The organism is Schaalia hyovaginalis (assembly GCF_014208035.1).
Lineage (GTDB): Bacteria > Actinomycetota > Actinomycetes > Actinomycetales > Actinomycetaceae > Pauljensenia > Pauljensenia hyovaginalis.
Genome location: NZ_JACHMK010000001.1, coordinates 1,898,693 through 1,925,099 on the forward strand (window position 1 = coordinate 1,898,693; position 26,407 = coordinate 1,925,099).

Sequence of the window (26,407 nt, forward strand, 5' to 3'; positions counted from 1 at the left end):
GAATCGCACTATGACTGACACGAATCCTGTGAACGCACCCGCTCCGGCGCCGAATCCCGCCCTCTTCCTCGAGCGCCAGGGGGTTCGCCAGTACGTGGCGAGGAATCCCCGCGGCGCCGAGGTCCTCGTCGGCGACGGGCCGGGCCGTTTCTCCCCGGGCGAACTGCTCAAGATCGCCCTGGCGGGCTGCAACGCGATGTCGAGCGACAAGCGCCTGGCCGATCGTCTGGGCGAGGATTTCGCCCAGCTCATCGGCGTCGCGGGCGAGTACGTCGAAGGAGAGGACCGCTACGCCTCCTTCGACGTGGAGCTGATCCAGGACCTGTCCCCCGTGGACGCGCAGGAGCGCGCTGCGATGATCCGTCGTGCCGAGGGCGCGATCGACCGCAATTGCACGATCGGGCACACGCTCGTCGCTGGCGCGACCTATCGGAAGATGTTCACGGATGAGCCCGTCGAGGAAGCCTGAGGCCTCGCTCCTGCGGATCCCGGCGCGCGCCTGGGCCGCGGCCCTCGAGGTCGAGCGCGCTTCGACCAGGGCGTCCGCCGAGCGGCTCCGCGCGGCTTTCCCCGATGCGACTCCGGCGCGCCTGGTCGAGATCGCGAATGCGCGTTTCATCCGACGGGCGTCCGGCGAGTCGGCGACGGTCGGCGCGGTCGCCGCTTGGCCGGGCATGGGCACTGCCCTGAGCGCGGGCGCTTCGGGGGTCCAGTTCCTCGCCTTCATCGCCGAGGCCGCCCACCACTGCCTGACGGTCGCGCATCTGTACGGCCTGGATCTGAAGGATCCCGCGAAGCGGACCGGCCTGGTCCTGGCGGCCCTCACCGGGTCCTTAGGGGCGCAGGAGATCTCCATGAGGACGGGGGTGCAGGCCCTGGCGTGGTTCTCCTCTTCCTTCGTGGACGTGAGGACGATCTCCGCCCAGAAGGTCAATGAGATTCTTCTCAAGCGCTTCAAGCGGACGGCCCAGTCGAAGTTCGCCGCATCGACGATCGGGCGCCTGGCCCCCTTCGGGATCGGCGCGTTCATCGGCTGGAAGGCGGGGTCCTCCCTCGCCCGCTCGACGGTCGACGGGCTCATGCTCGCCCTCGGCCCCGCACCCGCGTCCTTCGCGCCCGAGCGCGTCGTCGACGTCCTGCCTCTGGGCGATCCCGAGGACTCCCGGATCTTCGAGGCCTACGCCCTCGACGCCGCGGCGGCCGACGAGCCGGATTCTTCCGGACGGGGATAATGGAAGCGAAGCTGGAAAGACGATAGAGGAGGCCTTCCCCGTGACCGAAGTGGACCGGCAGTACGAGGATCTGCTCGCGCGGATCATGTCCGAAGGCGTATTCAAGGGCGACCGCACCGGCACGGGCACGCGCTCGCTCTTCGGCGCGCAGCTGCGCTACGACCTGTCGAGGGGATTCCCCCTCATCACGACGAAGCGCGTCCACCTCAAGTCCGTCATCGGCGAGCTCCTGTGGTTCCTGCGCGGCGACTCCAACGTCCGTTGGCTCCAGGACAACGGCATCCGCATCTGGAACGAGTGGGCGGACGAGGACGGGGAGCTCGGACCGGTGTACGGGGTGCAGTGGCGCCGCTGGCCGACCGCCTCGGGCGAGGAGATCGATCAGATCGCGAAGGTCGTCGAGACCTTGAAGTCGGACCCGGATTCGCGGCGAATGGTGGTCTCGGCCTGGAACGTCGGGGCCTTGCCGGACATGACTTTGGAGCCCTGCCACGCCTTCTTCCAGCTCTACGTCGCCAACGGCCGCCTCTCCCTCCAGCTCTACCAGCGCAGCGCCGACATGTTCCTCGGCGTTCCTTTCAACATCGCCTCGTATTCGCTGCTCACGCACATGTTCGCTCAGCAGGCGGGCCTCGAGGTCGGGGATTTCATCTGGACGGGCGGCGATTGCCACATCTACTCCAACCACGTCGACCAGGTGACCGAGCAGCTCTCGCGCGAGCCCTACCCCTTCCCGAGGCTCGACCTGAGGAGGGCGGGCTCGATCTTCGACTACGGCTTCGATGACGTCGTCATGGACGGCTACCGGCATCATCCGACGATCAAGGCGCCGGTGGCCGTATGACGCGGATCGCTTCGATCTGGGCGCAGGACCGGCGCGGCGTCCTCGGGACGGGCACGGGGATGCTCTGGCGCGTTCCCGCTGATTTCGCGCACTTCAAGCGCTCCACCATGTGCTGTCCCCTCATCATGGGGCGCCGCTCCTGGGAGGCTCTGGGCGGTGCGCTGCCCGGGCGCACGAACATCGTCCTGACGCGTTCGCCGGGCTACGAGGCCGAGGGCGCGGCCGTCGTGCCGACGATGGACGAGGCCTTGGCACTGGCGCGTCGCATCGCCGCTTCGACCGCTGCGCCCACGATCTGGATCGCGGGCGGCGCGCAGGTCTACGCGGACACGATGGACCTGGTGGATGAGCTGGTCGTCACGGATCTCGATCTTGATGTCGCAGCGCTTCATCCGGGCGAGATAGTGGTTCGGGCCCCCGAGATCCCGGCCGGGACCTGGGCCGTCGACGCCTCCCGCTCGGATGCCGAGTGGGCGCCGAAGTCGGGTGATGCCCGATGGCGCGTCACCACCTACGTTCGGCGCTGAAGGCGCGGCACCGCGCCCGCTCTTTTCGCCCTTCTGATGCGGACGTCTGCCCTTCCTTCTGATGAGGCGGAGTTGCGGGGCGGGGAGGGCTCGCATCCTCCCCGCCCCGGCTCGTCCGCCCCGTGAAAGGAAACAAGCGGGGCGGAGTCCTTTATTCGCGCCGGGCGGAGCGACGGCCGTGGAGGGCGGCTCCCGCCAGGAGCAGGACGAGGGCCCCAAGGCCGATCCTCGCATCGAAGCCGGTCCGGGCCAATGCCTTCTCGGAACCCGCGGAGGAGGCTCCTCCGTCGTTCTTCTGCTGCTTCCCGTGCTTCCCGTCGGCCCCGCTCCCGTCCTCGGACGGGGGCTCGCTCACCCGCAGGGCCATGATGTGGGCGGAGTGGGCGTAGCCCTGCTCGTCCTTCGCCTCGTCGTCGATGACGCCGTCTGCGCCGATGGCGAGGCTCGGGGCGCCGAGGAGGTCTCCGACGAAGGCGATCGAGCGGCCGAAGCGCGCCCGTTCTCCGGCGGATTCGATGATCTCGGCCTCGACCTCGTCGATGGAGCGCACGGGGGCCGTGAATTGGTCGGCTGAGAAGAGCCGGGCGCGCCCGTTCGTGTTCTCGCCCCAGGCCCCGAGGGCGATGAGCGGCGGCTGCTCCGCGCGTTCCAGGGCGTCGACGGCGTATCCGAATCCGATCCCCTCTTCGCCGGCCCTCCCGGTGATGACGCGCACGCGGTCCGATTGCGCGGCGGCGTCGAGCGGGGAGATGACGAGATCGGCGACCGGGGTTCCGACGGGCGTCTTGCGCCCCAGGACGAGGGCGACTCCCCCGCTTCCCTGATGGAGCAGCTGTCCCCCGTCGAAGCCGATGAGGAAGTCGCCGACTCCGTCGCCGTCCGCGTCGCCGAGCGGGGCGATCGAGTTGCCCGCGCCGAGGCGGTGGGAGCGGTCGAAGGGCATGCTCAGAACGAATCCTCGTCCCGCTTGCCCGGCCCGGACCTCCGGTGAGGAGTCGCCGTAGACGACCCAGGCCATTCCGGGCATGACCCATTCGTCGTTGCGGTGCTGGAAGTCCGCGACGACGAAGTCCTCGACGCCGTCGGCGTTGATGTCGCCGACCGGGGTGAAAGCGTTCATCGTGTGCCCCTCGGGGGTGTGGATCTTCTTGATGACGGCTTCATTGGGCGCTTCGAGATTCTTGAGGTCGATCGTGGCGCCGTCCTTCTTGCCCTTGAGGATGTAGGCGGTTCCGCGTTCGGAAGCGCCGGTCCCGGAGGCGTAGGCGGCGTTCGCCACGACGAAGCCGAGGTCGGCCAGACCATCATTGTCGACGTCCCCGACGCGGCTGATCTGGAATCCTCCGCTGCCCTTCTCGGGAAGGTCCACGGCCCAGCCGTATTCGGGCTTGAGGGCGTTGAGGTCGACTTCCCGCAGATGCTCTCCTCCGAAGAGCACCCAGACTTTGGCGGTGGTGTGGGATCCGAAGGCGATGTCGTCGATCCGGTCCCCATTGACGTCGCCGAGGCAGGCGACGGACAGGCCGATGGCGGAGTCGACGGCCGGATCGGGGGTCCGCTTCGGGCCGTTGATCGAGATGGTCTCTTCGGAGGGGAGCTCCTTGCCCGGGGTTCCGCCCGGGATGATCTGGATCTGGCCGGTGACGTTGAAGACCCAGCCCTTCGTCGGGGTGCTCTCGGCGTAGAAGGGGTCCCATTTCCATTCGGAGCGCACGACGTTGCCGGAGACGATGTCGGCCTTCCCGTCGCCGGTGACGTCGCAGCGGCCTCGAGCCAGGGAGGAGCCCAGTCCGGAGGTGAATTCGCCGAGCCAGATCTTCTTGGCGTCCGTGTCGAGCGGGGAGAGCGCGGCTTCGGCCGTGGGCGCGGGGGGCTCGGGGATGGGGGCGACGATGGGTTCGTTCTCGTCGTGGGTCGGCTCCGACTGGCGGCTCATATCGACCGTCCACACGTCGACTCGATTCGTCGAGTCAGCGGTGTAGAGGCCGACGAGGGGGTCGTCGCCCCTTCGGGGGATGATCCCGACGCGGCTGCCCGCATCGCCTTCGCCCCCTTCGGCGGAGGCGATGGTCGCCATCTGCCCCGAGGGGATGTCGGCGATGCCCTGGCCCGTGTTGTAGTTCCTGTTCAGGGCCTTTTGGGAGATGATGACGCCCCCGGTGTGCTCGGGGTCCTGGGGGTGTCCGACGAGGAGGGCTCCGGCCTCCGTTCCGCCGTCGATCCAGGCGAGCGAGGCGCCGAGGCGTCCGGCGCTTCCCCGCAGGAGCAGGAATCCGGCGTCCCCTCCGAGTTCATTGACGACGGGCGAGGAGTCTCGGGAGGAGGTTGTGACCGTGATGCTCCCGCTGTCGGGAGTTGTGACGAGGGCGACCGCTCCGCGTCCTCCGTTGGCTCCGGGGGCGCCGATGGCGAGATTCGGCGTTCCATCGCCGTCGAGGTCCGCGATGGCTGCGAGGGAGGCTCCGAAGGCCGTGTCCGCCGCTTCCGCCTTGTCCTCGATTCGGATCGCCTTCTCGGTGAATTGCGCGCTCTTCGTGGCGGCGGAGGCGACGAAGACGGTCCGGCTCGCGGGTGATCCGACGGCGTAGTGCCCGCGCGCGGTTTCGAGGGCGATGATGCTCAGGCCTTGCGATCCGTCGATGGTCCACGTCTGAGGATCGGTCTCTGACAGGCCCACGGATCCGCCTTTCGACAGAAGGGGCTCGGTCTTCACGACGGAGACTCCCTTCGCCGTGCCGATGGCGATGCTCGGTGAGAGGGCGTTGCGCGGTCCTCCGGCCAGTGCCGTGATCCGCTCGCCGATGTCGATCGTCTTGACCAGAACGGGGGCGCTCCCCTCAGCCCCCGGAGCGTAGAGGTAGACGCGGGTTTCGTCCGAGACGCCGATCATGGCCGAGCCCTTCGCGGAGCCCGGAAGGCAGGTGACGAGCTTGCCGAAGTCCTGGGAGCCCTCGGGCCGCGGGATGGTCACGAGCTCGTTCTGCTCGGCCAGCGTCCGTGTGACTTCATCGGCGGGATCGCCGTAGGGGATGTAACCGAGGACGTGGAGGCCCTCGCCGTTGGCGAAGACGATGTCGGGGAGGCCGTCGGCCGTGGCGTCGCAGCCGATCGGGGTGAAGGCCCCGGCATCGGTGTAGGTGACGCGGTCGGTCTTGCGGATGATGTCGCCGTAGCGGGAGGTGTGGATCCAGGACCATCGCAGGGAGTCCGAATCCGATCCTGCCGCGCGCCTTTCGGGGTCCGCATGGGCGGGGGACGCGGCGATCATCGTCATGACGACGGCTGCGAGCGCCGTGATCGCGATGGTGGTGGGCGTTTTCCGTCTCTGCATGTATCAAATCCCCTCGATTAACTTAGGTAACCCTATGAATACTGAGGGGAGACTTCATTATTGTCTAGAGACGGAGTTCACAAGATCGAAGGCGCTTTCCGGATTCCCCTGAACGCCAAGGGCGCTCTGTCCTCAGCGAGGGAGCGGACCCGGATGCGCCTCCCGGCCCGAACGGCGATCACGAGCCGCCCCGAAGGCGTAGGGATCCACCGGCTGCTCCTTCTTCGCCAATCCGGCGACGACAAGCAGGTAGGACGAGACGATGAGTTCTTCGAGCTCCTCAGCCGGCAGGCAGGGCCGCCCCTTGGTCGAAGGAAGCACCGTCACCCAGTGCGTCTTGTTCATGTGGTACCCGGGCACGACATTGTCGAAAGCGCCGACCAGCGCCCGCCCCTCCCGAGGCTCGACCTTGAAGGTCACCATCTGAGGCCCCGCCGCTCGCGTCAGGAGGAGGAAGACCTTCCCGACGACCTTGTACACCTCCCAATCGGGTCCGAAAGGGTACGTGAGTTCGGATTGAGGCAGTTCGAGGGCGGTTTCTTCCGCTAAACGATGAAGCTCGGCGCCGCGCATGGGCCTCTCCCTCCAGCGATGTCCTTCCGGCTTCACGGTAGTCCCCGGCCTCGATGGAACGAAGAGCGACGCTCACTCCCCTCCTCGTGGAGCGAGAAGAGGCGAGCGATAGAATCTGCCGGTGCCCTCTGATCCGACGCCCGACCCGCGAAGCGCCCCCTCCGCCGAGCGCCCGGGCCGCAGGATGCCCCTGAATCCGACGCTTCGCGCATTGCTGGCGATCGTACTGTTCACGTACACGGCTCAGAACATGCTCAACGCGTCGATCGCGCCGCTGTCGCGCGCCCTGGGCATCCCCGGTTGGGTCGTCGGCGCCGCGGTCTCCCTGGCGGCGCTCACCGTCGCCGCCCTCAGCCAGTTCTGGGGGAGGCGTTCGATCTCCTGGGGACGGCGCAGGGTCCTCCTGGCGGCCCTGCTCCTCGCCCTCATCGCAGGCTCGCTCTTCTCCGGGGCCGTCCTGCTCCGCTCATTCGCCCTCGTCGGCCCCCTGGCCGCGGGAGCCGCCATCATGATCGCGCGCGGCCCCTTCTTCGGGGCGGCGGTCGCCGCGATCCCCCCGACGGGTCAGGCGCTCATCGCCGAGGCGACCCCCGATGAGACGACCCGCGTCGCCGGCATTTCGGCCTTCTCTGGCGCGGTTCAGCTGTCGATCATGATCGGTTCGCTGATCTCTTCGGCTCTGGGCGCATGGTGGATCTACGGGCCCGTGCACGCGACCCCGGTGTTCATCGCGATCGCCCTCGGCATCGGCCTTGTGACGATACCAAAGGACGGGCCCGCACGCGCCGCGAGCGGATCCGCCGATTCCGCGTCCAAGAGGGCGCGCGCGACTTTGCCGCCGAAGGTCCGATGGGCTGATCCGAGGGTGCTCCCCTGGATCCTCGGCATTTTCGGGATCTTCTTTGCCAACGGGGTCGTGCAGATCACCATGGGTTTCCTCGTGCAGGATCGGATCGGCCTGGACCCGCAGAAGACGGTGAGCGTTACCGCCCTCATGCTCCTCGCGAACGCCGCGGGCGGGATGCTCATGCAGCTGGTCGTCGTGCCGCGAGCGGCTCTTGCGCCCAAGGTCCTCCTTCGTCTCGGCATGACCTCCGGATTCGTCTCGCTCATCGCTCTGAGCCTCGTGTCGTCGGCTCCCCTCCTGGCGCTGTCGACCTTCGCCTTGGGCGCGGCTAGCGGCTTGGCCTCCCCGGGCTTCTCAGCGGGGGCCTCCCTGGCGGTGAGCGACGCGGAGCAGGGCGGCGTCGCGGGCGTTGTGAGTGCGACAGGCGCCTTGACCTGGATTTTCGCACCTGTCATCGCGACCGCCTTGTACGGCTGGCATGCCGCTTCGCCCTTCCTCGTGTCGCTGGGCCTGTTCGCGATCTCCCTCGCCTTCGCGTGGCGCGTTCACGGCGGCGAGGGAGAGGCCCGCTGAGCGCCGTCACACCGGCTCCCCGAGCACCCTCACGCCCTTTCGCGCTGCCGAAAGCGCGGGGCTCGAATACTCTCGAAGACGGCCCGCCCGTGCCGAGGGCGCCCGCCCCCCGCTTCTCAGGAGGAGGCTCCGCCCTCGGCGATGGATGGCCGGAACCGGAAGACCGCCTGCGAAGGAGGAGCACGCATGGCCGCTACTCGTAAAGAAACCGACTCGATGGGCGCCGTCGAGGTCGCCGCCGACCGCTACTGGGGCGCGCAGACCGAACGCTCCCTCCACAACTTCGACATCGGTCGCGACACCTTCGTCTGGGGGCGCCCGATGATCCGCGCCCTCGGCGTCCTGAAGAAGTCCGCGGCCCTCGCCAACGCCGAGCTCGGTGAACTGCCCGCCGACATCGCCGAACTCATCGCGAAAGCGGCGGACGAGGTGATCGCCGGCGACTTGGACGATCACTTCCCGCTCGTCGTCTTCCAGACGGGGTCGGGCACGCAGTCGAACATGAACGCGAACGAGGTGATCTCGAACCGGGCGATCGAGCTCGCCGGGGGCGCCCTCGGATCGAAGACGCCCGTCCACCCGAACGATCACGTCAACCGCGGCCAGTCCTCGAACGACACCTTCCCGACGGCGATGCACATCGCGGTCGTGTCCGAGCTCGCCGCGATGTACCCGCGGGTGCGCCGTCTGCGCGACACGCTCGACCGGAAGGCGAAGGAGTTCGACGGGGTCGTCATGGTCGGCCGCACGCACCTCCAGGACGCGACGCCGATCCGCCTCGGGCAGGTGTTCTCCGGTTGGGTCGCGCAGATCGACTTCGCCCTCGACGGCATCGCGTACGCGGACTCGAGGGCCCGCGAGCTCGCGATCGGAGGCACCGCCGTCGGCACGGGCCTCAACGCCCACCCGGATTTCGGGCCCCTCGCCGCGAAGAGGATCAGCGAGGAGACCGGCATCGAATTCACTCAGGCCGACAACCTCTTCGCCGCCCTGGGCGCCCACGACGCCCTCGTCCTCGTCTCCGGGGCCCTGCGCGTCCTCGCCGACGCGCTCATGAAGATCGCGAACGACATCCGCTGGTACGCCTCCGGTCCGCGCAACGGCATCGGCGAACTCCTCATCCCGGAGAACGAGCCGGGCTCGTCGATCATGCCGGGCAAGGTCAACCCGACCCAGTGCGAGGCGATGACGATGGTCGCCACGAAGGTCTTCGGCAACGACGCGACGGTCGGTTTCGCCGGCTCTCAGGGCAATTTCCAGCTCAACGTCTTCAAACCGGTGATGGCGTGGGCCGTCCTCGAGTCGATCCGCCTCCTCGGGGACGCGTGCGTGTCCTTCGATGAGCACTGCGCGTACGGGATCGAGCCGAACACGGAGCGCATCGAGGCGAATCTGTCGACGAACCTCATGCAGGTCACGGCCCTCAACCGGCACATCGGCTACGACTCGGCCTCGAAGATCGCCAAGCACGCCCACCACGAGGGCCTGTCACTGCGCGAATCCGCGCTCGAACTCGGTTTCGTCACCGCCGAGCAGTTCGACGCCTGGGTCGTGCCCGCGGATATGACGCACCCGAGCGCGGCGCAGGAGTAAAGGGGGAAGCGGTCGCCCCGCCCCTCAGTCGTCGTCCTCGTCGTCCTCGTCGATCTCGAGTTCGGGCACCTCGGCCCGCGCCTGTTCGAGGACCTCCTTCGCGGCGCGCGCGTTGATGAACGCCATGACGACGCCGACCAGGACGTCGGGCCACACGCTCGGCGCGAAGAGCGTGACGACGCCGGCGCAGATGATGAGCGCATTCGCGAGAACGTCATTGCGGGCGGCGAGCCACGCGCCGCGGACGAGGGCGGACCCGGCCTGCCGAAGGGACATGAGCAGCAGCGCGCATGCGAGATTGATGCCCAGGGCGATCGCGGCGGTGATCGACAGGGTGAAGGGCTCGGGCGGGACGCCGCTGATGACCTTCCAGATCGCGGTGCCGAGGGCGGCGAGCGCGGGGATGAGGATGAGGCCGGCGAGCCACACGCTGGCCCTGCGCCGCGATGCCACCGACCATCCGAGGGCTGCGAGGACGAGCCCGTTGATGAGGAAGTCCTCGAGGAAGTCGGCGGCGTCGGCGAAGAGGGACGCGGACCCGATGAGGGAGCCGACGAGGATCTCCATCACCATGCCCGCGAGGTTGAGCAGCGCGACGATCGCGATGATCCGCCTCATCGGGCCGGTGTATCCATGGGATTCTCCACTGCGGGGTTCTGTGGTCGACACGAGGATCAAGTGTGGCACGCCCGCGGGCACGAGGGCGAGGCCGCGGCGAGGCCGCGGGCGCTTGTGAATGTCCGCGAGGGCGGAACACCTACGAGGGCAGAGCGCCCGAACGATCCCGTCGGAACCGGCCCCCGCCCTTTCAATCGGCGAGGATCACGTCCCAGAGGTAGGACTCGGAGACGACGTCGATCCCGTAGTCGCGCGCCTTCTTCGCCTTCCCGGACAAAGAATCCGGATCGGCGGCGATGACGAGCTTGACCCGTTTCGTCACATTCGGATGGACGCGGTATCCCCGTTCGAGGAGGAGCTCTTCGATGACGGGTCTCGATCGCGACATGTCTCCGGTGAGGACGACAAGATCGCCAGGCTCGAGGCGCAGTGCCGAATGCCGCGGGGGCGCTGAGAGACGACCACTCCGCCCGTCGGCGACCATTGATTCGGCGCGTTCGATGTCGATCGCGAGCATCCCCGCGACCGCGTAGAGGTCGGTCCGCTCCGCGTCGGTGAGAACGTCGTCGGAGAAAGCAGAGGCGACGAATTGGATGAAGTACTCCTCGTGGAGCTCCATCGCGCGACCGCGATCAATGCCGAGTTCGCCTGCGAGGCGGACGAGCTCGGCTTCCTCGTGGACGGAGATCCTCCGATCGAGGAGGGCCCGATCGATGAGATCAAGGTACGCGCCCTCATCGGCGGTCGTCCCGCCCGGGGGAAGGCGATCGACGAGCCGCTCGAGGAAGTGAGCCCCGCCCGCGGTCGGCGCGCCGCGCAGGCGGCACCGGGGGTGGGCGACGGGCTCCGGGTGACTCCATTCCCGGAAAGACGCGGATTGGAAGGGGAGGTCGTAGAAGCCCGGCACGGGCTCGGAGGCGAGATAGACGCCGAGAAGGCCCGCCGCCGCTTCGGCGTCGTCGCCGGCGCTGTGGGGGCGATCGATCGCCAGCCCCAGGGCTTCGCAGAGCGCCCGGAGATTGCGCGCCGGCGCATCGAGGTATCGGTGAGAGAGTTTGAGCGTGCACAGGCCGTCGGCGAAATAGCGGGGGTGCGGCGCGCAACCGGCGCGCCGCAGCTCCGCATCGAGGAAGGCCGCATCGAAGGAGAGATTGTGGGCGACGGGGATCGTGCCGGCGAGGCGCCACGCGACTTCGTCGGCGATGTCCGCGAAGCTCGGCGCGTCGAGGACTTCCGCGGCGGTGATGCCGTGGATCGAGGCTTTGCCGAGGTCACGATCTGGATTGACGAGGGTCTCCCAGCGTTCGACGATGTCGCCGGTCCGGTCGACGCTGACGATCGCGATCTCCGCGATGCGGTCGTACCCGCGCGCGTTGAGACCGGTTGTCTCGGTATCGATGACGGAGAAGATGTGCTCCATCGACGTCCTCCTTCGGTGCGCAGCCATTATCTTCCGCACCGCAGGCATGTGCGGCACGCACCGCTCGATTCCGGCGAGGGGGCTTCGAAGTCAGCCGAGCTGCACCGCCAGCACGCCGAGGAGGACGAGGAGGACGCCGAGCACCTGGAGGGGCGCGACGGACTTGCGGGGCGCCAGGAGCCATCCGAAACGGTCGATGAGAAGGGAGGACGCCGAGGTTCCCGCGTAGGTCGCGACATTGGCGGGCCCCGCTCCGATCGCGGGCACGGCGAAGGTCGCCGTCGTGACGAAGACTGCGCCGAGGAGCCCGCCGAGCCACATCCACCACGGTCCGCCCGCCGTCCGCTCGGCCTCGGGCGCCCCGCGCGATCCGATCGCCTGGATGCCGACGACGAGGGCGAGGGCGAGGGCGCCGGTGAGGAAGGAGATGAGCGCCGCCACGAAGGGCGCGTCGATCCGCCTGCCGAGGGCGCCGTTCACCGCGCCCTGGATGCCGCCGCCCGCGCCGGCGACGAGGAGCAGGACGCGCCAGGGCCACGGGTGGGCCGTTCCGGGAAGGGGTCGAGCACTCCCCCGCTCGGCGTCCGGGTGTTCCGCCCTCGTTCCCCGGCCGGGCCCGCCTGAATCCGAGCGGCCGAGGACGAGCGCCCCGGAGGCGGCGGAGACGCCGATGAGCACGCCGAGGGCGCCGAGGACCCGCAGGAGGGAGAGGGGGCGTTGATCGACGCCGAGCCAGCCCGCCGCATCGACCCCGATGGAGGCGGTGACGGAACCGAGCAGGGGCCATAGCGCCGTTTCGATCGAGCCGAGGCGGGGGAAGGCGAAGATGCTGGAGCTCGCGATCGCCGCGCCGAGGAGGCCGCCCAGCCACATCCACGCAGGGGCGCGCGTCGCTTCGGCGAGGTCTGCGAGGACGCCCGCGGGCCCGAAGGCGAGAACGACAAAGAGGACGAGGATCAGCGCGCCCGTCGAGAAGGAGACGAGTGCCGCCCTCAGGGGCGATCCGACGAAACCGTTCAGGCGAGAGTTGATCGCCGTTTGAAGGGGCGGGAGCAGGCCGGTGAGCACCACGATGAGGAGGACGAGCACCCGATGAGCCTATGCCCGAGGCGGGCGGATCGCGAATGAGGGGATCGTGCGCTCGCACCCCTTATTCCGTCACTTCGAATACGCCGTCAGCGGCGATCACATCCGGCGCATGATCGGGCTTGAAAACCCCTTCACCGTAGGCATTGATCGGCGGCAGGAGTTTGCCGGGAAGTTTCATCTGTCCGAGGAGGTTGTCGAGGATCGACTGCGCGTACGACCTCATGTGCGGAGTCGCCACCGCATTCGCGAACTCGAAGAAGGCTTCGCGGGCGAAAGCAGCATCTTCGGGAATCGAGTAGTTCACCGCGACATCGATCGACGCGTGCGTGAAGATCTCAGCTCCTACAGTGAAGATCGCCCTGAAAGAGACGATGCCGGGCCGAACGCTGTACATTCCGGTGATCTGGCACGACACCGGCATGTCCTTGAAGGAGGCAGCTACAGTTTCAGTTTCGAGCTGCACACCGAAAAGAACATCCTCGGCAGGGTCGGATACACGGATCACTTCTTCGAGAGTCGACAGCGGTTGAGTCATCACGCTGCACTCACATAGTCGCGCCGATCGAGCTGCCCCGCAGCGGATGGTCCACTTCGCCGAGAATTCTGCACCCGAGAATCTGGATCCGCCGAAGACACGAAGATGTATTCGACGCTCGCACAGGCCTGCCATGACGCCGTCTCGACTTGAGCACCATCGGGAAGAAGGACCTGATGTCGAATATCTGCGCCTACCGCGAGGGCGTAGCGGCGCAAGGTCGACAGTCGCGGGTCATTGTCCTGGCGTTCGAAATTGGCAACAGTCGGCTGAGATACGCCGAGTATTTCAGCGAGCTCCCGCTGCGTATATCCCGCACGCTTACGGGCTTCAATGAGGGCCCAGCGCAAGTCATTATCAGCCAGGGCCAGGCGCTCGCTCGCTTCGACCAACTCATCGAAGGTCCGCGAGTCCAGACGACTCTTGAGCGTCAACATAGCTCCAAACCTATCACGACTCGAGACATGCGGCACAGTGATCCACATGACCCCACCGCTGTGACAAGCCCGACTCGAAGACCATTTGAGCGTCGGCCATGACCTGATTCTGCACGTCACTCATGGACTCCGATGGGATTCCCGGAGCGTCCTTTTGATGAAAGCGGAGGACGACGATGTCGGGGTCACCCCCTTCTGGTTCGGCGTGATAGAGACGGAAGGCGCCGAATCGTCTGCCATTCACTCGGATCTCCCACAGGTCGGGCTGCGAGACGACGGGTTCGAAGGCCCCTCGACGACCCTCGGGAAGCCGCCCTTTTGCAAACGACTTCAGCTGGCCGAGGACCTCCCCCACCAAATGAGCACCCTGTACTTCCAGACCGCGCCCTTTCAGTCCCTTCGCCCTGAGAGCTTCATATACGACCTCCGTGATCTCGCGTTGCACGTCAATCGCGTCAAAACGAGCACGGTGCACGGTAGCGGGCACCGCCCTGGGTGAAGCGCAGATCGACACACGCCTGGGAAGCTCTTTCATGAAGCGACGGTAACAAGTGCCATGGGCACGTGACGCTCGCCCTTCTGGTGCGGATCGGGGCGACGCCGACCTACACCCCGAGGAAGCGTTCGAGGTATTCCTTCAGAGCCCGGATCACCCGCTGCTTCTTCTCAGCCCGCGTTTCGGCGCCTGCGGCTTTCGCGAAGCGGGACATGGGCGGCAGGATCGAAAGGATCTCCGTGCCCTCCTCGGCCAGGTAGCCGCGGTCGAGGGCTTTTGCGACGAAAGTGCGCGCGGCTTCGGGCTTCAGGCGTTCAGTGTCGATGATCTCCTCGAGCTCGGAGGCTTTTGCGGCTGAAAGGATCGCCTCCCAGTGAGCGCCTCCATCCGTGCCGGCCGTGTACGTGGCGAGGAAGCGCTCGATGAGGTCGCGCTTGGAGTACAGCGAGGGGCTGGCCTTGACGATCCGGGTGACGTCGGCCCTGATCTCGGCGTCCTTCGATTCACCATGGGCGGCCTTGTGCTCTTCGACGAGGCGGATGATGTAGTCGATGTTCACCTCGACCTGTTTGATGAGTTCGATCTCGAAGACGAGGTCGTCGTTGATGACGGCCTTCTCGGCGTCCGCACGGGGTCGCAGCTCGTTGTAGATGTCGACGTAGATGCCCTTGTAGTCGGCGAATTCGCGCTCGGAAAGCGGGTCGTCGGCGGCGAATTCGTCGAAGGAGGTGAGGATGTTCCGCAGCCTGAGGACCTTGGAGAACAGCTCCACGAAGGCTTCCATCTCCGATTCGGAGATGATGAGACGATCGCGCGGGTATTCGCGCAGGTCGACGACCGCGTTGACGTATTCGCCGAGGTATTCCTCGTAGGGGCGGATGAGGAAGGAACCGCCGCCCTCCTTGTTGCCGAACAGGGTGATCGCGGCATCGACCTCGTCCTTGAGATTGCGGAAGCAGACGATGTTCCCGTACGACTTCACCGCGTTGAGGATGCGGTTGGTGCGCGAGAAGGCCTGGATGAGCCCGTGCGTCCGCAGGTTCTTGTCGACCCACAGCGTGTTGAGGGTTTTCGAGTCGAAGCCCGTGAGGAACATGTTGACGACGATGACGAGATCGATTTCGCGGGTGGTGAGCTTCTTCGCGATGTCTTCGTAGTAGGACTCGAAGCCGTTGGCGGAAGAGTCGTAGTTCGTTCCGAACCTGGCGTTGTAGTCGGCGATCGCACGATCGAGGAAGTCGCGGTCGTCTCGCGTCAGGGCGGTAGGATCGACGCTTTCCTCCGCGAGGGAATCCCCCGGCGCTTCGGTGTTGGGCGCGTAGGAGTAGATGATGCCGACGCTGAGGCGCTCATCCGTTGGCAGGTCCTCCTGTTGGCGTTGGAATTCGGCGTAGTAGTCGCGGGCTGCCGGGATCGATTGGGTGGCGAGCAGGGAGTTGAAGCCTCGGATGCGCCGCTCGCCCAGCGTGTAGCTGGACTGACGTTTGGTCTTCTGGTCGAAGTGTTCGCGGATGTAGGTGACGATCCCGGCGATGCGGCGCGGATCGCGGAACACCGCTTCGGTGTCGATGCCGGCCACTTCGGCGTCCTCGACCTCGCCGGAGTGGCGGAAGGTGTCGATGTAGTCGACGCGGAAGGGCAGGACGTTCCGGTCGGCGACGGCGTTGAGGATCGTGTACGAGTGGAGCTGGTCGCCGAAGGCCTGGACGGTGGTGCGCAGGTGGATGTTTCCCGAGGCTGAGGAGTTCTCGGCGAAGATCGGCGTCCCCGTGAATCCGAAGAGGTGGTAGTTCGTGAAGGCTTTGGTGATCGCGGTGTGCATGTCGCCGAATTGGCTGCGGTGGCATTCATCGAAGATGAGGACGACGTGTCCGGAGTAGATGGCGTGCCCGCGGTTGGCGGCGACGAAGTTCGAGAGCTTCTGGATGGTCGTGACGATGATCGGCACGTGTGGGTCGTTGATCTGCGCGGCGAGTTGGCTGGTCGACTGGTTGGCCGACACGGTTCCGGCGGCGAAGCGGTTGTATTCCTTGATCGTCTGGTGGTCGAGGTCCTTGCGGTCGACGACGAAGAGGACCTTGTCGATCTCGGGCAGTCCGGCGGCGAGTTTCGCGGTCTTGAACGAGGTGAGGGTCTTGCCCGATCCGGTCGTGTGCCAGATGTAGCCGCCGGCCTCGAGGCTGCCTGTGGTCTTCTGGATGGTCGAGGTGTGGATCCGCTGGAGGATCGCCTCGGTTGCGGCGATCTGATACGGGCGCATGACGAGGAGCTTCTCCTCGGTGGTGAAGACGCAGTAGCGGGTGAGGATCGCGAGGATCGTGTGCTTGGCGAAGAACGTGCGCGTGAAGTCCTCGAGCCGGGTGATCTGGTGGTTGCGCGCGTCGGTCCACCAGCAGGTGAATTCGAAGGAGTCGGAGGTGGCGGCCTTCGCCTGGGGGCGTCCGGGCCGGTCTTCGGTGATGTGGTCGCGGCGCGTCGTGTTCGAGTAGTACTTCGTGTGCGTCCCGTTGGAGATGACGAAGACCTGCACGTAGTCGAAGAGGCCCGCGCCCGCCCAGAATGAGTCGCGCTGGTAGCGGTTGATCTGGTTGAAGGCTTCTTTAAGGGCGACGCCGCGGCGTTTGAGTTCGATGTGGACCAGGGGCAGGCCGTTGACGAGGATCGTGACGTCGTAGCGGTTGTCGTGCGCACCTGATTCGACGACGTACTGGTTCGTCACCTGGAGTCGGTTGTTGTGGATCCGTTCCTTGTCGATGAGGCGGATGTTCTTGGTTTCTCCGGTGTCGCGCAGGAGGACTTGGACGTGGTCTTCTTGGATGCGCCGCGTCTTCTCAATGATGCCGTCGTTGCGCCCTGAGATCTTCTCGGCGAAGAAGCGCTCCCATTCCGAGTCGGTGAAGGCGTAATGGTTGAGGGCTTCGAGTTGGGTGCGCAGGTTCGCGATCATCGCCGCTTCGGAGTCGAAGACGATGTACTCGTAGGCCTGTCTTTGGAGTTGGGTGAGGAATTCCTTTTCGAGGGCGGCTTCGGACTGATACGACGGGTCGGTATCGGGTCCGGGCTCGAATTGGGCGACGACCGTCGCCTCGTCGGTGAGGATGATCGGTTCGATCCGCATGGAGGGATTGAAGCCCGTGTCGACCGAAGCACTCATGCGGGTTCCTCCCCGTTGATGATTCTTGTTTCCGTTCCCGCCGACGAGGGCGGGGCTGCGGGGCTGGACGAATCGGAAGCGGCGACGCCGCGTTCTTCCCATTCGCCATAGGTGAGGCCGTCTGCGGTGATCCAGGAGATTCGGCCATTGCATGAGCGACCGGATGCGATTGCACCGGCGGCCGAGGGCGAGGAGAAGGGGATGTCTCGGGTGACGATGCCGACCGCCTCGTCGACCCGGATCGAACCATCGGCGACGAGTTTCTCGAAGCGGGAACGCAGACCGTTGTAGGCACGTTGGGTCGTATCGGCTTTCGCCTTGCCCGCCCATCGTCCGGCGACCCGCGAGCCCTCGAGCATGATGAATTCTCCCGAGATGAACTGGGCTCGCGCATGAATGCTGCGCCTGGGGATTTCGAGGTGGAAGATCGGGGATTCCTCACTTGCACCGGTGAGCACGGGCGTTTCGACGAGGTCCTTCGTCCGGGTCTTCAAGGCTGCGACACCGAGGACGGGAAGGATCAACCGCACCTTGTCGATGAAGTCCTCAACATCGGATTTCTGCGCTTCGGAAAGCTTTCGCCGTTGTGGAGTCTGCTTGTTGTCATCGAGGGTCGCACGTTCGGCACGCATCGCGATCTCGACCAAGCGCGATTCGATGTACCCCCAGTGCCCTTCGTTGAAGGAGTCATCAGCGGACGAGATGAGGACGGCCCGGTCCCACCAGTCCTTCTTCTGCTTGTGGTCGAGGAAGCGCTTGGTGAAGTCCTCGGTCTTCCCGATGTAGCAGCGCGTCGATTCGATCGCCTCCGGGTCATCGCCGAGCAGCAGATAGACGCCGTTGCGGTGGGCTTCTTCTCGGGCGAGCAGTTCGGAGAGTTTCGAGCGGGGCCCGTAGAGGACATGACCCGACCAGGACACGAGGTCGGCGGTCGCGATACCGCCGACCTCGCCGTCGACGAGGAAGAGTTCGATGTGCATGCCGCGTGCCACGGGAATCACTTCTTTTCGGGGAAAGTCAGGAGTCGATCGCGGTAGTACTCGTACTGCTGACGCCGAGCCGTGATCTCGGCGGGCAGACCGGAAGAGAGGTCATTGACGAGGGCATCGAAGTCATCGAGGACATCTGCAATGCGACGCTGGACCTCGAGGGGCGGGAGTGAGAAGACAAAACGTCCAATCTTCGTCGGATTGAGATTATTGATAGTTGCAGATGATGAGTCCGACGACGTGAATTCTTGAAATCTCGAGGAACCGAGGAGATGGAACAAAAACCTCGCATCGAGAGTATCGCGGACTCGTAGCACCATCATGAATGCACCAAACAGCATCGGGCCAGACTTCAAGTCATCTTCTCGAACAAGAGCAGATTTTCCTAAGTGCACTAGACTGCCGCTCGAACCAACCATGAGCACATCATCAAGATGAAGCAGCTGCTGATCTTTGAATTTTACACCTGAAGAAACAGTGCGAAGATCATCGAAAACAATCCGGCGACTTAAACCATCAATGTTACTTGCGCGAAGAACCCCGCGCCCATACCCTGCAGACACTTCATCAGACTTTGAATAGGTCACTCCTCGAATAAAGTCTAAATGATCAGCAATACGAGCTTGCTCACCTGCAGCTAGCTCAATGAATCGATCTGCAACAAGACGAAATTGCTGCCTCCGCGCCTCAAGCTCCGCCTCAAGCTCCGCCTCAAGTCTAGTGAAAGAATCGAGAATGTCAACAATTTCCCGCTGAATCTCAATCGGCGGAACCGGAATTCGATACTTGAGGATCGCCGATTTATCTCCCCGAGGCATCTTTCCGCCACGAGCGTGCCGTTGATCAAATGCGAAGAAGTCATCTGACGACAAGAGAACGAATAAGAATCCCGAATCCAGCCTCGACCGATAATCCGAAACGATCGAAAGGACGAGCACATCACCACTCGCTCCACCTGAGCGATCCGCAAGCCAGATCTTCTTCAAGTAGGGCCGAATATTCCCAATCAGAACATCGCCGACATCGAAGGCTGAAACATAGTCGGTATTCGGCGAATAGTCGGCATCGACACGTCCACCACAGTTCGCAACGAGGTTGTCAACACCAACAAATGTCGTCCCATCAAGTGCGCCGGCACTCACCCGGGCACTGGAGTAGTGGACAGCCTCGCCGAGCGGAACGAACTCCACCCCATCCGGACACATCTCGGCGACCATGCGCTCGATCCGGTTCATCACTCACCGCCCTCGAGGTCAGCAACGATCGCGTCGATCTTCGCCCGCAGCTCCGCCTGGCGCTCGACAATGCCGGCGATCCGCTCGTTGAGCTCGGCGATGTCGACCTCCTCGCGCGTATCCTCCGGCTCCACATAGGACGAGACCGAGAGGTTGTAGGAGTTGCCCGCGATCGTCTCCGCGTCGATCAGCGCCCCCTTGTATTCGATATCCGCCCTCGCCACCAGGGAATCAATGATGAAGTCGCGATTCGCCTCAGTCAGAACGTTCTTGTTCCCCTTACGCTCGAACTGATCCGAGGCGTCGAGGAAGAAGACCGCATTATCCTTCTTCGACTTCTTCAACACGATGATGCAGGTCGCGATCGTCGTGCCGAAGAACAGGTCCGGCGGCAACTGGATCACCGCATCGACGTAGTTGTTGTCCACGAGGTACTGGCGGATCTTCTGCTCGGCCGCCCCGCGATACAAGACACCCGGGAACTCGACGATCGCCGCCGTCCCGTCGACCTTCAACCAATTGAGCATGTGCATCGTGAAAGCGAGATCCGCCTTCGACTTCGGCGCCAGGGCTCCGGCGGGGGCGAACCGCGGATCATGCAGCAGCGTCGGATCATCCTTGCCCACCCACTTCGTCGAATACGGCGGGTTCGACACGATCGCGTCGAAAGGCTCGTCATCCCAATGCGCGGGCTCGAGCAGCGTATCCCCCAGCGCGATGTCGAAGTTCGCGAAGTTGATGTCGTGCAGGAACATGTTGATCCGGCACAGGTTGTAGGTCGTCAGATTGATCTCCTGGCCGAAGAAGCCCTCGACCTTGTCAGCGCCGAGGATCTTCGCGAACTTCAAGAGGAGCGAGCCCGAACCGCAGGCGGGGTCGTACACCCGCCCCACGCACTCACGCCCATCGATCGCAATGCGTGCAAGAACCTCTGACACCTCCTGCGGAGTGAAGAACTCACCGCCCGACTTGCCCGCGCTCGAAGCGTACATCGTCATGAGGTATTCGTAGGCGTCACCGAAGGCATCGATCGTCGACTCCCCGTAGGACAGATCCATATCACCGATCGCGTCCAGGATCTTCACGAGTTTGAGATTGCGCTGAGCGACCGTGTTCCCCAACTTCGGCGAATTCACATCGATATCGGCGAATAGGCCCTTCATGTCCTTCTCTGCCCGGGTCCCGATCGAGGAGCGCTCGATGTTCGCGAAGACCGTCGACAGAGTCTCATTGAGGTTCTCATTGTGGGCGGCCCTGGCCCTCACGTTGACGAAGAGCTCGGACGGGCGGATGAAGAAGCCCTTCTCGTTGACGAGGTCGCGACGGAACTTGGGATCCTCAGCATCCGAATCCGACGCCAGGGTGTAATCGAATCCCTCATTCCCGGACTCGGCCTCGCCCTCGTTGATGAAGACCGTCAGGTTCTCGGAGATGAAGCGGTAGAACAGGAAGCCGAGCACGTAGGACTTGAAGTCCCAACCGTCAACGGCTCCTCGCAGGTCGTTCGCGATCTGCCAGATCGTCCGATGCAGCTCAGCGCGCTGATTCTCCGATGCCATTGCATGCCTCTTCTTCGCGGGGCGGTGACTTCCTCATAGAGTGTGCCACCCCGCCCCCTCGTTTCCGGCCAGCACATGCAGTTCAGCCGAGGTTCTCCGATTCATCCGCCGGGCGTTCGGCGCTCGTGCGCCACCCCCGGCCCGATGCCACTGCATATCGACGCCGGCACAGACGCTACTCAAACCCCACGACCTGTGAGTTTCAAGAATCCTGACCCGAAAGCACGCGCAACCCGGGCATTGCAACGAAGATGACACCGTGAAAGCACGACCCCTGCGATTCGCCCGCTGGGCGACGCCCCCGGAGAGCTCCCTGGCTGCACACTTCCCTCCGGGCGCTTCTCGATGCGGCATCTACATTCTCGAGTTCGCAAACGGTGAGCGTTACGTCGGCCAGACCGTTGACGTCGTGCGCCGCTTCCGCGATCACGCCCGGCGCTTCGGCGATATCGAAGCGATTCAGTTCCTGCCCCACCCGCGCGAGTTCCTCAACGAGGCCGAGCGCTCCACGATCCGCAGTCAGGTAGATGCCGGGCACCGCCTTCGCAACATCGACCTCGTCATTGCCTCTCGCGCTTCGAGTCCGCTCGATGCAGAAGTGGATCGGCCGCTCCAAGAGTCTTGGCTTGCGGACGGCATCGCCGACGCCACTCCCGATGATCGAACTCTGCGGGCGCAACGCCGCCTCCGTCTCCGCCCCCGATACGACGAACTCCGCTCCCATCCCCACTACGAAGAGGTATTCGCCGACCTCGTCACTTACGTGAAGTCATCGATCGTGTGGCCGTCTGTCACCGCAGAACGATTCTGGACCATCACACCGCTTCCTGTGACGGGTAAAGACCGGCATTGGCGGCGTCTCTTCACAGTCAACTGCGGAAAAGTGGAAACCTTCGTGGTCTATGAAGAGCGCGATACCCAGGAGGTCTATTGGTTCATGAACGTCGACCACCAGAATCTGTCACCACGAGACTTTCCCCGTGAACTCCGCCAGGCCTATCACTGCACCGATTCCTATCGGTCCATCGGGCGATGCGGGCAGGTCAACGGCGGGGTCGCTGGCTCGCTCAGGCACTGGTTCACGGAGGTCCCTGGACTCTCCCACGCATCGCGTTCCCTCGCGCTGTCTCTCATGCGGAAGAACCCAACGCTATTCGCGAAGACTCATTCCGACGATCTCACCGATGATCTGCTGGTCGCACTCAGTGAAGCGTGAATTCCCACTGGAAATGCCGTTCTGCCAGCTATCGACATTGACTCCCTTTCAGCGCCCCATGCCATCTGCAGATAGCGGAAAGCGTATGGAGCACGATGACGACCCCATGACGAGATGCTCATCACCCGAGTCGACAGTCCACCGGGAACCGTCGACAAACTCACTGGATTCTTCATCTGCGATTCCGACGGTGAAGACCCGGACCGTCCTCGAATGTGGCATGTCGGGCGGTGAGAGGCGGGCGTGCCGCTCGTGGGCCCTCTCCTCGTCACCACATTGGAGGAACGTGTCGATATTCGGACGATATTTCGACACGTCTCGAGAACAGGTCGATCTCATCGACATATTGAAGCGGCTGCTATCCCCCGATCAACATCGAGCTCCCACCTCATCCTTCGGAGGAAGGCGCCCCGCCGCCCGCCTCGGCGAACACCCCGCCACCGGCAGAGAAACCGACAGAAAAGAGGCGCCCCTCGACGCCTGCGTCATCCTGCCCGATCAAGAGACGCGCCTCAGTGCACGACCTGGATGATCCACGCGCCGAGCAGGGCGACCCACACGGCGGTCAGCATCGAGGTGAGGGTCCCGATGAGGAATCGTTCGGCAAAAGCCGGATCATCGCGCAATTCGGCGAAACGACCGAGCCCCTTGACGGCGACGACGACCGCGATGAGCTCCGCATGCCCCGTGACGACGCAGGTCGCAACGGCGGCCCGCTCGAGGAGGCCGACCAGGGTGCCGCCCCTCGGCACCTCCGTCTTCGGCGCGGGCGCCTCGAGGATGAATTCACCCCCGTCCTCGCGCGAATGCGCGGTCTTGTCGGGAAGCCGCGCGAAACGCAGGACGAGGACGGTGATCGCCCAGCCGATGAGGACGGCGGCGAGGACGACGCCGGCCCCGGCGAGGATGACGGGAAGCGAGGGCGGCTCGTTCATCGGTCACTCCTTCGGCTCGCACTCCGATAACAGCCTGCGCACAAGACCGTAGCAGGCGACTTGCTCGCGTCTGGCGGACTGGGCGTAGACCTGCGAGATCGCCGATGCGGAAACACCGAGCCGCTCGGCCGCCTCGGCCATCGTCTCACTGGCCTCCACGGCTTCGACGACCTCCCACTGGCGACGGGTCCGGGACGCCGAGACCGCTTCGATGAGTCGGATGAGCGCTTCACCCTCGCGGGCCGGCTCTTCGGCCCGCGAGCGCAGGGCGATCGAATGACGTGAATTCTTCACGCTTTCGAGTGCTTCGCGGGCGAGGACGAAGGCCTCGCCCCGGCCCGAACGGGAATCGGGGGCGTCCTCGGCGAAGGGGAGCTCAACAGCCCCTGCGCCGATCCCGCAGCGCCAGAGGCCGGAGCGCAGAAGCCTGTCGATGATCGTGACGACGGCCTCGGGCTCAGCGGCAACCCCTTGAATCTCGTCGCCGGCGGTGCGGACGAAGGGGCTTTCGATCGGGATCGACGCGAGTTCGGCGAGAATGCCCGGAACGCGGTCCTCCTCTTCTCGCGAGCGGCGCTGATCGATCGTGAGGACGAACATCGCGTCTCCTTCCCTTGAGGCACGCCAACACCTTGAATGAAGCATAGCAGCTTCATAATATCTACATAAGGTTCAGAGCTTAATTAAGGCTGATTCAGCTGTTGACCTGAACCACTCCCTCCTCGGCAGAAGCGAGCGCGACAAGGCCCCGCAACACCCACCCTACGAGGCCCTTCCGGCGCAGCGGTCGCGCCGCCCCTCGATTCCTGAAAGACTGGCCGCGCCCACGCCCCACGACCCAGAGGACCCATGCGCCCCTTCTCCCCCGCGCTCCGCGCCGCATCCGCCGCCGCAATCGCACTCCTCGCCCTGTCGGCCTGCACCTCCCCCCAATCCGCGAGCACTCCCGCCGCAGCCGGTGCATCGGCGGAACAGGCGCCCAGCAGCGGGCAGTCGTCCACCAACAGCGGGCAGTCGTCCGAGACGAGCGCGACGCCCCTCATCATCGACGTCCGAACCCCCGAAGAGTTCGCCGCTGGCCATCTCGACGGCGCCGTCAACATCGACGCCACAGCCGCGGACTTCTCCGAGCGGATCGCAGAGCTCGATCCGAAAGGCGCCTACACCCTCTACTGCCGCTCGGGAAACCGGGCCGCTCGGGCCGCCGAGCTCATGACCGCCGCCGGGTTCACCGAGGTCCGCAACGCGGGCGGACTCGAGGAGGCCGCGAAGTCTCTCGGCCTCCCGATCGTCACCGACTGGCCATCCCCCCCCGCGATAAGCGCGAAGCCCCGCATCGCACGCAGCCCGAACGCACCCGCTGTCGCCGCCCCCTCGTACCGACAGGCGATGACCTCATGAAGGAGCCCCGTGAAGACAAGGACCTCCCTGATCGGCGCCCTCGCCGCCACGGCCCTCGCCCTCGGCGGCTGCCAGTACTTCGAGCAGTCCGTCAAGGACGTGAGCGCCGAATTCCGCGGGATCACCGCGACCGTCGAAACCTTCGATGTCAACGCCAACGCCCTCGACCGCATCACCGGCAAATCCATCCAGGTCACCACCGACGACCGCTTCGACATCACCGACGCCGAGGGCAAGATCACGAAGGAATCCTCCGTTCTCAAACTCACCGTCGGAGGTGAACCCGTCTACCACGTCGGCAGCTCGCTCATCCTCGCCGAGCAGGGCCTCGAATCGATCCTCAACGACGCCAACGCGAAGGCCGAGGTCAACTCGACCGAGTCCTCGGTCCCCTTCCTCTCGCGCCTGAAGACCTCCTTCGATGAGTTCTTCACCGGAAAGGATTACACCGTCCTCATCCGCTCCCAGGAGGGGACCCCCATCGCCGTCTACTCCGGAGACAAAGTGAGTTCCTACTCCGCCGAGGGCATCCCCAACTCGACCGTGCTCCTCATCGACCACAAGCGCCTGTTCATCTACCGCTGCGACTACACGATCTATTCCTCGGAGCTCATCCAATAGAACCCCCAGCTCGCCCCGCTCTGAGGGAGCCGCACTTCCGCCCTCGTCGCCGACGAGGAGCCGATGGCCACGCAGGTGCCGGGGCGCCTAGCGACCGGTGCGCGCACGACGCGCCTTCCCCAGCATCGACACCACCACTGCCACGAGGAAGCAGGAGAACAGGATCCCGCCCACGCGCGGGGAAATCGAGTGCGCCGCCCAGGCTCCCGCAGGAGTCACCAGGGCCGCCATCGCGCCGACGAGCAGGCCGGCCTTAAGATCCACCAGTCCGCGCCGCGCATTGGTCCAAGTGCCCGACACGGCCGTCGGGATCATGACGAGCAGAGAGGTCCCCCGGGCGAGCAGATCGCCGACCCCGACCAGCAGTTCGAGGCCCGGGACGATGATCGAGCCGCCGCCGACGCCCACCAGGCCCGAGAAGACGCCAGAGAGCAGGCCGACGATGACCAAGCCGATCGCGCGCGGCGCATCGAGAACGAGGACGGCATCGCGCACGGGAACATGCACCCGCTGAGCGATCACGACGAGCGCTACGAACGCGGTGAAGATCCACGGAAGGACCCTGTCGGGGATCCGCTGGAGCAAGCGCACGCCGATCTGCGCGCCCACCAGTGCGCCCGCCATGAGGAACAGGGCCGCGATCCACGAGACCCGCCCTCCGAGGGCGTAGGAGGTGACGCCAGCACCCGCCGTGAGAATGATCGCCACGAGGGAGGCGGCCGACGCCCTGCGCTGATCCATCCCGAGCACCGTCATGAGGGCCGGGACGATGACCAGGCCTCCGCCCACGCCGAAGAGGCCGGCGAGGAATCCTGCGGCCGCGCCCGTCAGGAGGACGAGGGCGAGGCGCGCCGGTCCCATTCGACCGGAAGGCTCGGCGCCCTCCCGGAACTGATCAATCGCGCTCACGACTGGCGATTCTACGCCCGGTGATCCGAAGGCCCTCGGGCGGGGTGCGTCTCAGAGCTCTAGTCGGGCTATGTCTTTCGAATGCCCTTGCGAAGCGCACGCTCCCACGGACCCGCCAACCCCACACACAAGACGCCAACCCCACACACAAAAAACACACTGCGGACTTAACCCCTCCAATGAGCCCGCCAACCCCACACACAAGACGCCAACCCCACACACAAGACGCCAACCCCACACACAAAAAACACACTGCGGACTTAACCCCTCCAA

General features: G+C 65.1%; 23 protein-coding genes and 1 pseudogene. 9 read left to right on the forward strand and 15 right to left on the reverse strand.

Annotated elements, in window-relative coordinates; all coding sequences use genetic code 11:
• Window positions 1-10: 10 nt before the first annotated feature.
• The 4 genes from HD592_RS08330 to HD592_RS08345 are packed head-to-tail and all read left to right on the forward strand — an operon-like array spanning window position 11 to window position 2,603.
• Window positions 11-469, forward strand: coding sequence for an OsmC family protein (locus HD592_RS08330; protein ID WP_184453271.1), 459 nt, complete (start codon window positions 11-13; stop codon window positions 467-469).
• Window positions 447-1,232, forward strand: a complete 786-nt coding sequence (locus HD592_RS08335) for a VPDSG-CTERM exosortase interaction domain protein (RefSeq protein ID WP_184453273.1) — start codon at window positions 447-449, stop codon at window positions 1,230-1,232. Before HD592_RS08330 ends, HD592_RS08335 begins: the two co-directional genes overlap by 23 nt.
• A gap of 40 nt (window positions 1,233-1,272) precedes the next feature.
• Window positions 1,273-2,076, forward strand: a complete 804-nt coding sequence (locus HD592_RS08340) for a thymidylate synthase (protein ID WP_184453275.1) — start codon at window positions 1,273-1,275, stop codon at window positions 2,074-2,076.
• Window positions 2,073-2,603, forward strand: coding sequence for a dihydrofolate reductase (locus tag HD592_RS08345; RefSeq protein ID WP_184453276.1), 531 nt, complete (start codon window positions 2,073-2,075; stop codon window positions 2,601-2,603). The genes HD592_RS08340 and HD592_RS08345 overlap by 4 nt, the downstream gene beginning before the upstream one ends.
• A 151-nt stretch (window positions 2,604-2,754) precedes the next feature.
• Here the strand turns inward: HD592_RS08345 and HD592_RS08350 are convergent, their stop codons facing one another.
• Window positions 2,755-5,934, reverse strand: a complete 3,180-nt coding sequence (locus tag HD592_RS08350) for a hypothetical protein (protein ID WP_184453278.1) — start codon at window positions 5,932-5,934, stop codon at window positions 2,755-2,757.
• A gap of 132 nt (window positions 5,935-6,066) precedes the next feature.
• Complete coding sequence (locus tag HD592_RS08355; protein WP_184453280.1) at window positions 6,067-6,507, reverse strand: MmcQ/YjbR family DNA-binding protein; 441 nt, start codon at window positions 6,505-6,507, stop codon at window positions 6,067-6,069.
• Between the two features lie 184 nt (window positions 6,508-6,691).
• Here HD592_RS08355 and HD592_RS08360 point away from each other — a divergent pair, with 184 nt between their 5' ends.
• Both HD592_RS08360 and fumC read left to right on the forward strand, forming a co-directional pair.
• Window positions 6,692-7,927, forward strand: coding sequence for an MFS transporter (locus HD592_RS08360; protein WP_184454584.1), 1,236 nt, complete (start codon window positions 6,692-6,694; stop codon window positions 7,925-7,927).
• A 186-nt stretch (window positions 7,928-8,113) separates the two neighbouring features.
• Window positions 8,114-9,520 (forward strand): class II fumarate hydratase, encoded by a 1,407-nt coding sequence (fumC, locus tag HD592_RS08365; protein ID WP_184453282.1) that lies wholly within the window; start codon window positions 8,114-8,116, stop codon window positions 9,518-9,520.
• A gap of 24 nt (window positions 9,521-9,544) precedes the next feature.
• On the opposite strand, the gene HD592_RS08370 is transcribed toward fumC, so the two are convergent.
• The 10 genes and pseudogenes from HD592_RS08370 to HD592_RS08415 all read right to left on the reverse strand — a co-directional run bounded on the left by HD592_RS08370 (window position 9,545) and on the right by HD592_RS08415 (window position 21,052).
• A complete protein-coding gene (locus tag HD592_RS08370; protein WP_184453283.1) occupies window positions 9,545-10,138 on the reverse strand; it encodes a cation efflux transmembrane domain-containing protein in 594 nt (197 codons plus the stop codon).
• Between the two features lie 190 nt (window positions 10,139-10,328).
• Window positions 10,329-11,558: an exonuclease domain-containing protein gene (locus HD592_RS08375; RefSeq protein WP_184453286.1), complete on the reverse strand. Its 1,230-nt coding sequence runs from the start codon at window positions 11,556-11,558 to the stop codon at window positions 10,329-10,331.
• A gap of 90 nt (window positions 11,559-11,648) precedes the next feature.
• The gene (locus HD592_RS12490) at window positions 11,649-12,647 is read right to left on the reverse strand and encodes a DMT family transporter (RefSeq protein ID WP_184453288.1); all 999 of its coding nucleotides are present in this window, start codon (window positions 12,645-12,647) and stop codon (window positions 11,649-11,651) included.
• Window positions 12,648-12,708: 61 nt separating this feature from the next.
• Entirely contained in the window at window positions 12,709-13,317 is a 609-nt protein-coding gene (locus tag HD592_RS08385; RefSeq protein WP_246430006.1) for a hypothetical protein, read from the reverse strand.
• 62 nt (window positions 13,318-13,379) lie between these two features.
• Window positions 13,380-13,667: pseudogene (locus HD592_RS12655) on the reverse strand (helix-turn-helix domain-containing protein); the annotation flags it as partial.
• Window positions 13,633-14,154 carry a hypothetical protein gene (locus tag HD592_RS08395; protein ID WP_184453294.1) on the reverse strand — a complete coding sequence of 174 codons (522 nt, stop codon included), beginning with the start codon at window positions 14,152-14,154 and terminating at the stop codon, window positions 13,633-13,635. The pseudogene HD592_RS12655 and the gene HD592_RS08395, both read right to left, overlap by 35 nt.
• Before the next feature lie 70 nt (window positions 14,155-14,224).
• The gene (locus tag HD592_RS08400; RefSeq protein WP_184453296.1) at window positions 14,225-17,269 is read right to left on the reverse strand and encodes a type I restriction endonuclease subunit R; all 3,045 of its coding nucleotides are present in this window, start codon (window positions 17,267-17,269) and stop codon (window positions 14,225-14,227) included.
• The gene (locus HD592_RS08405; protein WP_343058777.1) at window positions 17,266-18,261 is read right to left on the reverse strand and encodes a GIY-YIG nuclease family protein; all 996 of its coding nucleotides are present in this window, start codon (window positions 18,259-18,261) and stop codon (window positions 17,266-17,268) included. The genes HD592_RS08400 and HD592_RS08405 overlap by 4 nt, the downstream gene beginning before the upstream one ends.
• Before the next feature lie 5 nt (window positions 18,262-18,266).
• Complete coding sequence (locus HD592_RS08410) at window positions 18,267-19,493, reverse strand: restriction endonuclease subunit S (RefSeq protein ID WP_184453299.1); 1,227 nt, start codon at window positions 19,491-19,493, stop codon at window positions 18,267-18,269.
• On the reverse strand, window positions 19,493-21,052 hold the full coding sequence (locus HD592_RS08415; RefSeq protein ID WP_184453301.1) for a type I restriction-modification system subunit M: 1,560 nt from the start codon (window positions 21,050-21,052) through the stop codon (window positions 19,493-19,495). Before HD592_RS08415 ends, HD592_RS08410 begins: the two co-directional genes overlap by 1 nt.
• A gap of 259 nt (window positions 21,053-21,311) precedes the next feature.
• Here HD592_RS08415 and HD592_RS08420 point away from each other — a divergent pair, with 259 nt between their 5' ends.
• A complete protein-coding gene (locus HD592_RS08420; RefSeq protein WP_221437859.1) occupies window positions 21,312-22,268 on the forward strand; it encodes a GIY-YIG nuclease family protein in 957 nt (318 codons plus the stop codon).
• Between the two features lie 512 nt (window positions 22,269-22,780).
• On the opposite strand, the gene HD592_RS08425 is transcribed toward HD592_RS08420, so the two are convergent.
• Window positions 22,781-23,203: a hypothetical protein gene (locus HD592_RS08425; RefSeq protein ID WP_221437860.1), complete on the reverse strand. Its 423-nt coding sequence runs from the start codon at window positions 23,201-23,203 to the stop codon at window positions 22,781-22,783.
• 3 nt (window positions 23,204-23,206) lie between these two features.
• Entirely contained in the window at window positions 23,207-23,803 is a 597-nt protein-coding gene (locus tag HD592_RS08430; protein ID WP_184453305.1) for a SatD family protein, read from the reverse strand.
• 249 nt (window positions 23,804-24,052) lie between these two features.
• On the opposite strand from HD592_RS08430, the gene HD592_RS08435 reads away from it, so the two are divergent.
• Both HD592_RS08435 and HD592_RS08440 read left to right on the forward strand, forming a co-directional pair.
• A complete protein-coding gene (locus HD592_RS08435; RefSeq protein WP_184453307.1) occupies window positions 24,053-24,604 on the forward strand; it encodes a rhodanese-like domain-containing protein in 552 nt (183 codons plus the stop codon).
• Window positions 24,605-24,613: 9 nt separating this feature from the next.
• The gene (locus tag HD592_RS08440; RefSeq protein WP_184453308.1) at window positions 24,614-25,225 is read left to right on the forward strand and encodes a DUF5052 family protein; all 612 of its coding nucleotides are present in this window, start codon (window positions 24,614-24,616) and stop codon (window positions 25,223-25,225) included.
• An 87-nt stretch (window positions 25,226-25,312) separates the two neighbouring features.
• Here HD592_RS08440 and HD592_RS08445 read toward each other — a convergent pair whose 3' ends face one another.
• A complete protein-coding gene (locus HD592_RS08445) occupies window positions 25,313-26,086 on the reverse strand; it encodes a sulfite exporter TauE/SafE family protein (protein ID WP_184454588.1) in 774 nt (257 codons plus the stop codon).
• Window positions 26,087-26,407: the final 321 nt, after the last annotated feature.

Excerpts from the sequence above, each read along its gene's own strand:
- HD592_RS08360 (WP_184454584.1), top strand. The coding sequence starts at position 6,692 with ATGCCCCTGAATCCGACGCTTCGCGCATTGCTGGCGATCGTACTGTTC.
- HD592_RS08345 (WP_184453276.1), top strand. The coding sequence starts at position 2,073 with ATGACGCGGATCGCTTCGATCTGGGCGCAGGACCGGCGCGGCGTCCTC.
- HD592_RS08375 (WP_184453286.1), bottom strand. The coding sequence starts at position 11,558 with ATGGAGCACATCTTCTCCGTCATCGATACCGAGACAACCGGTCTCAAC.
- HD592_RS08350 (WP_184453278.1), bottom strand. The coding sequence starts at position 5,934 with ATGCAGAGACGGAAAACGCCCACCACCATCGCGATCACGGCGCTCGCA.
- HD592_RS08435 (WP_184453307.1), top strand. The coding sequence starts at position 24,053 with ATGCGCCCCTTCTCCCCCGCGCTCCGCGCCGCATCCGCCGCCGCAATC.
- HD592_RS08355 (WP_184453280.1), bottom strand. The coding sequence starts at position 6,507 with ATGCGCGGCGCCGAGCTTCATCGTTTAGCGGAAGAAACCGCCCTCGAA.
- HD592_RS08330 (WP_184453271.1), top strand. The coding sequence starts at position 11 with ATGACTGACACGAATCCTGTGAACGCACCCGCTCCGGCGCCGAATCCC.
- HD592_RS08370 (WP_184453283.1), bottom strand. The coding sequence starts at position 10,138 with ATGAGGCGGATCATCGCGATCGTCGCGCTGCTCAACCTCGCGGGCATG.
- HD592_RS08425 (WP_221437860.1), bottom strand. The coding sequence starts at position 23,203 with ATGAACGAGCCGCCCTCGCTTCCCGTCATCCTCGCCGGGGCCGGCGTC.
- HD592_RS08385 (WP_246430006.1), bottom strand. The coding sequence starts at position 13,317 with ATGGCAGGCCTGTGCGAGCGTCGAATACATCTTCGTGTCTTCGGCGGA.
- HD592_RS08410 (WP_184453299.1), bottom strand. The coding sequence starts at position 19,493 with ATGAACCGGATCGAGCGCATGGTCGCCGAGATGTGTCCGGATGGGGTG.
- HD592_RS08445 (WP_184454588.1), bottom strand. The coding sequence starts at position 26,086 with ATGGGACCGGCGCGCCTCGCCCTCGTCCTCCTGACGGGCGCGGCCGCA.
- fumC (WP_184453282.1), top strand. The coding sequence starts at position 8,114 with ATGGCCGCTACTCGTAAAGAAACCGACTCGATGGGCGCCGTCGAGGTC.
- HD592_RS08430 (WP_184453305.1), bottom strand. The coding sequence starts at position 23,803 with ATGTTCGTCCTCACGATCGATCAGCGCCGCTCGCGAGAAGAGGAGGAC.
- HD592_RS08400 (WP_184453296.1), bottom strand. The coding sequence starts at position 17,269 with ATGAGTGCTTCGGTCGACACGGGCTTCAATCCCTCCATGCGGATCGAA.
- HD592_RS08415 (WP_184453301.1), bottom strand. The coding sequence starts at position 21,052 with ATGGCATCGGAGAATCAGCGCGCTGAGCTGCATCGGACGATCTGGCAG.
- HD592_RS08335 (WP_184453273.1), top strand. The coding sequence starts at position 447 with ATGAGCCCGTCGAGGAAGCCTGAGGCCTCGCTCCTGCGGATCCCGGCG.
- HD592_RS08395 (WP_184453294.1), bottom strand. The coding sequence starts at position 14,154 with ATGAAAGAGCTTCCCAGGCGTGTGTCGATCTGCGCTTCACCCAGGGCG.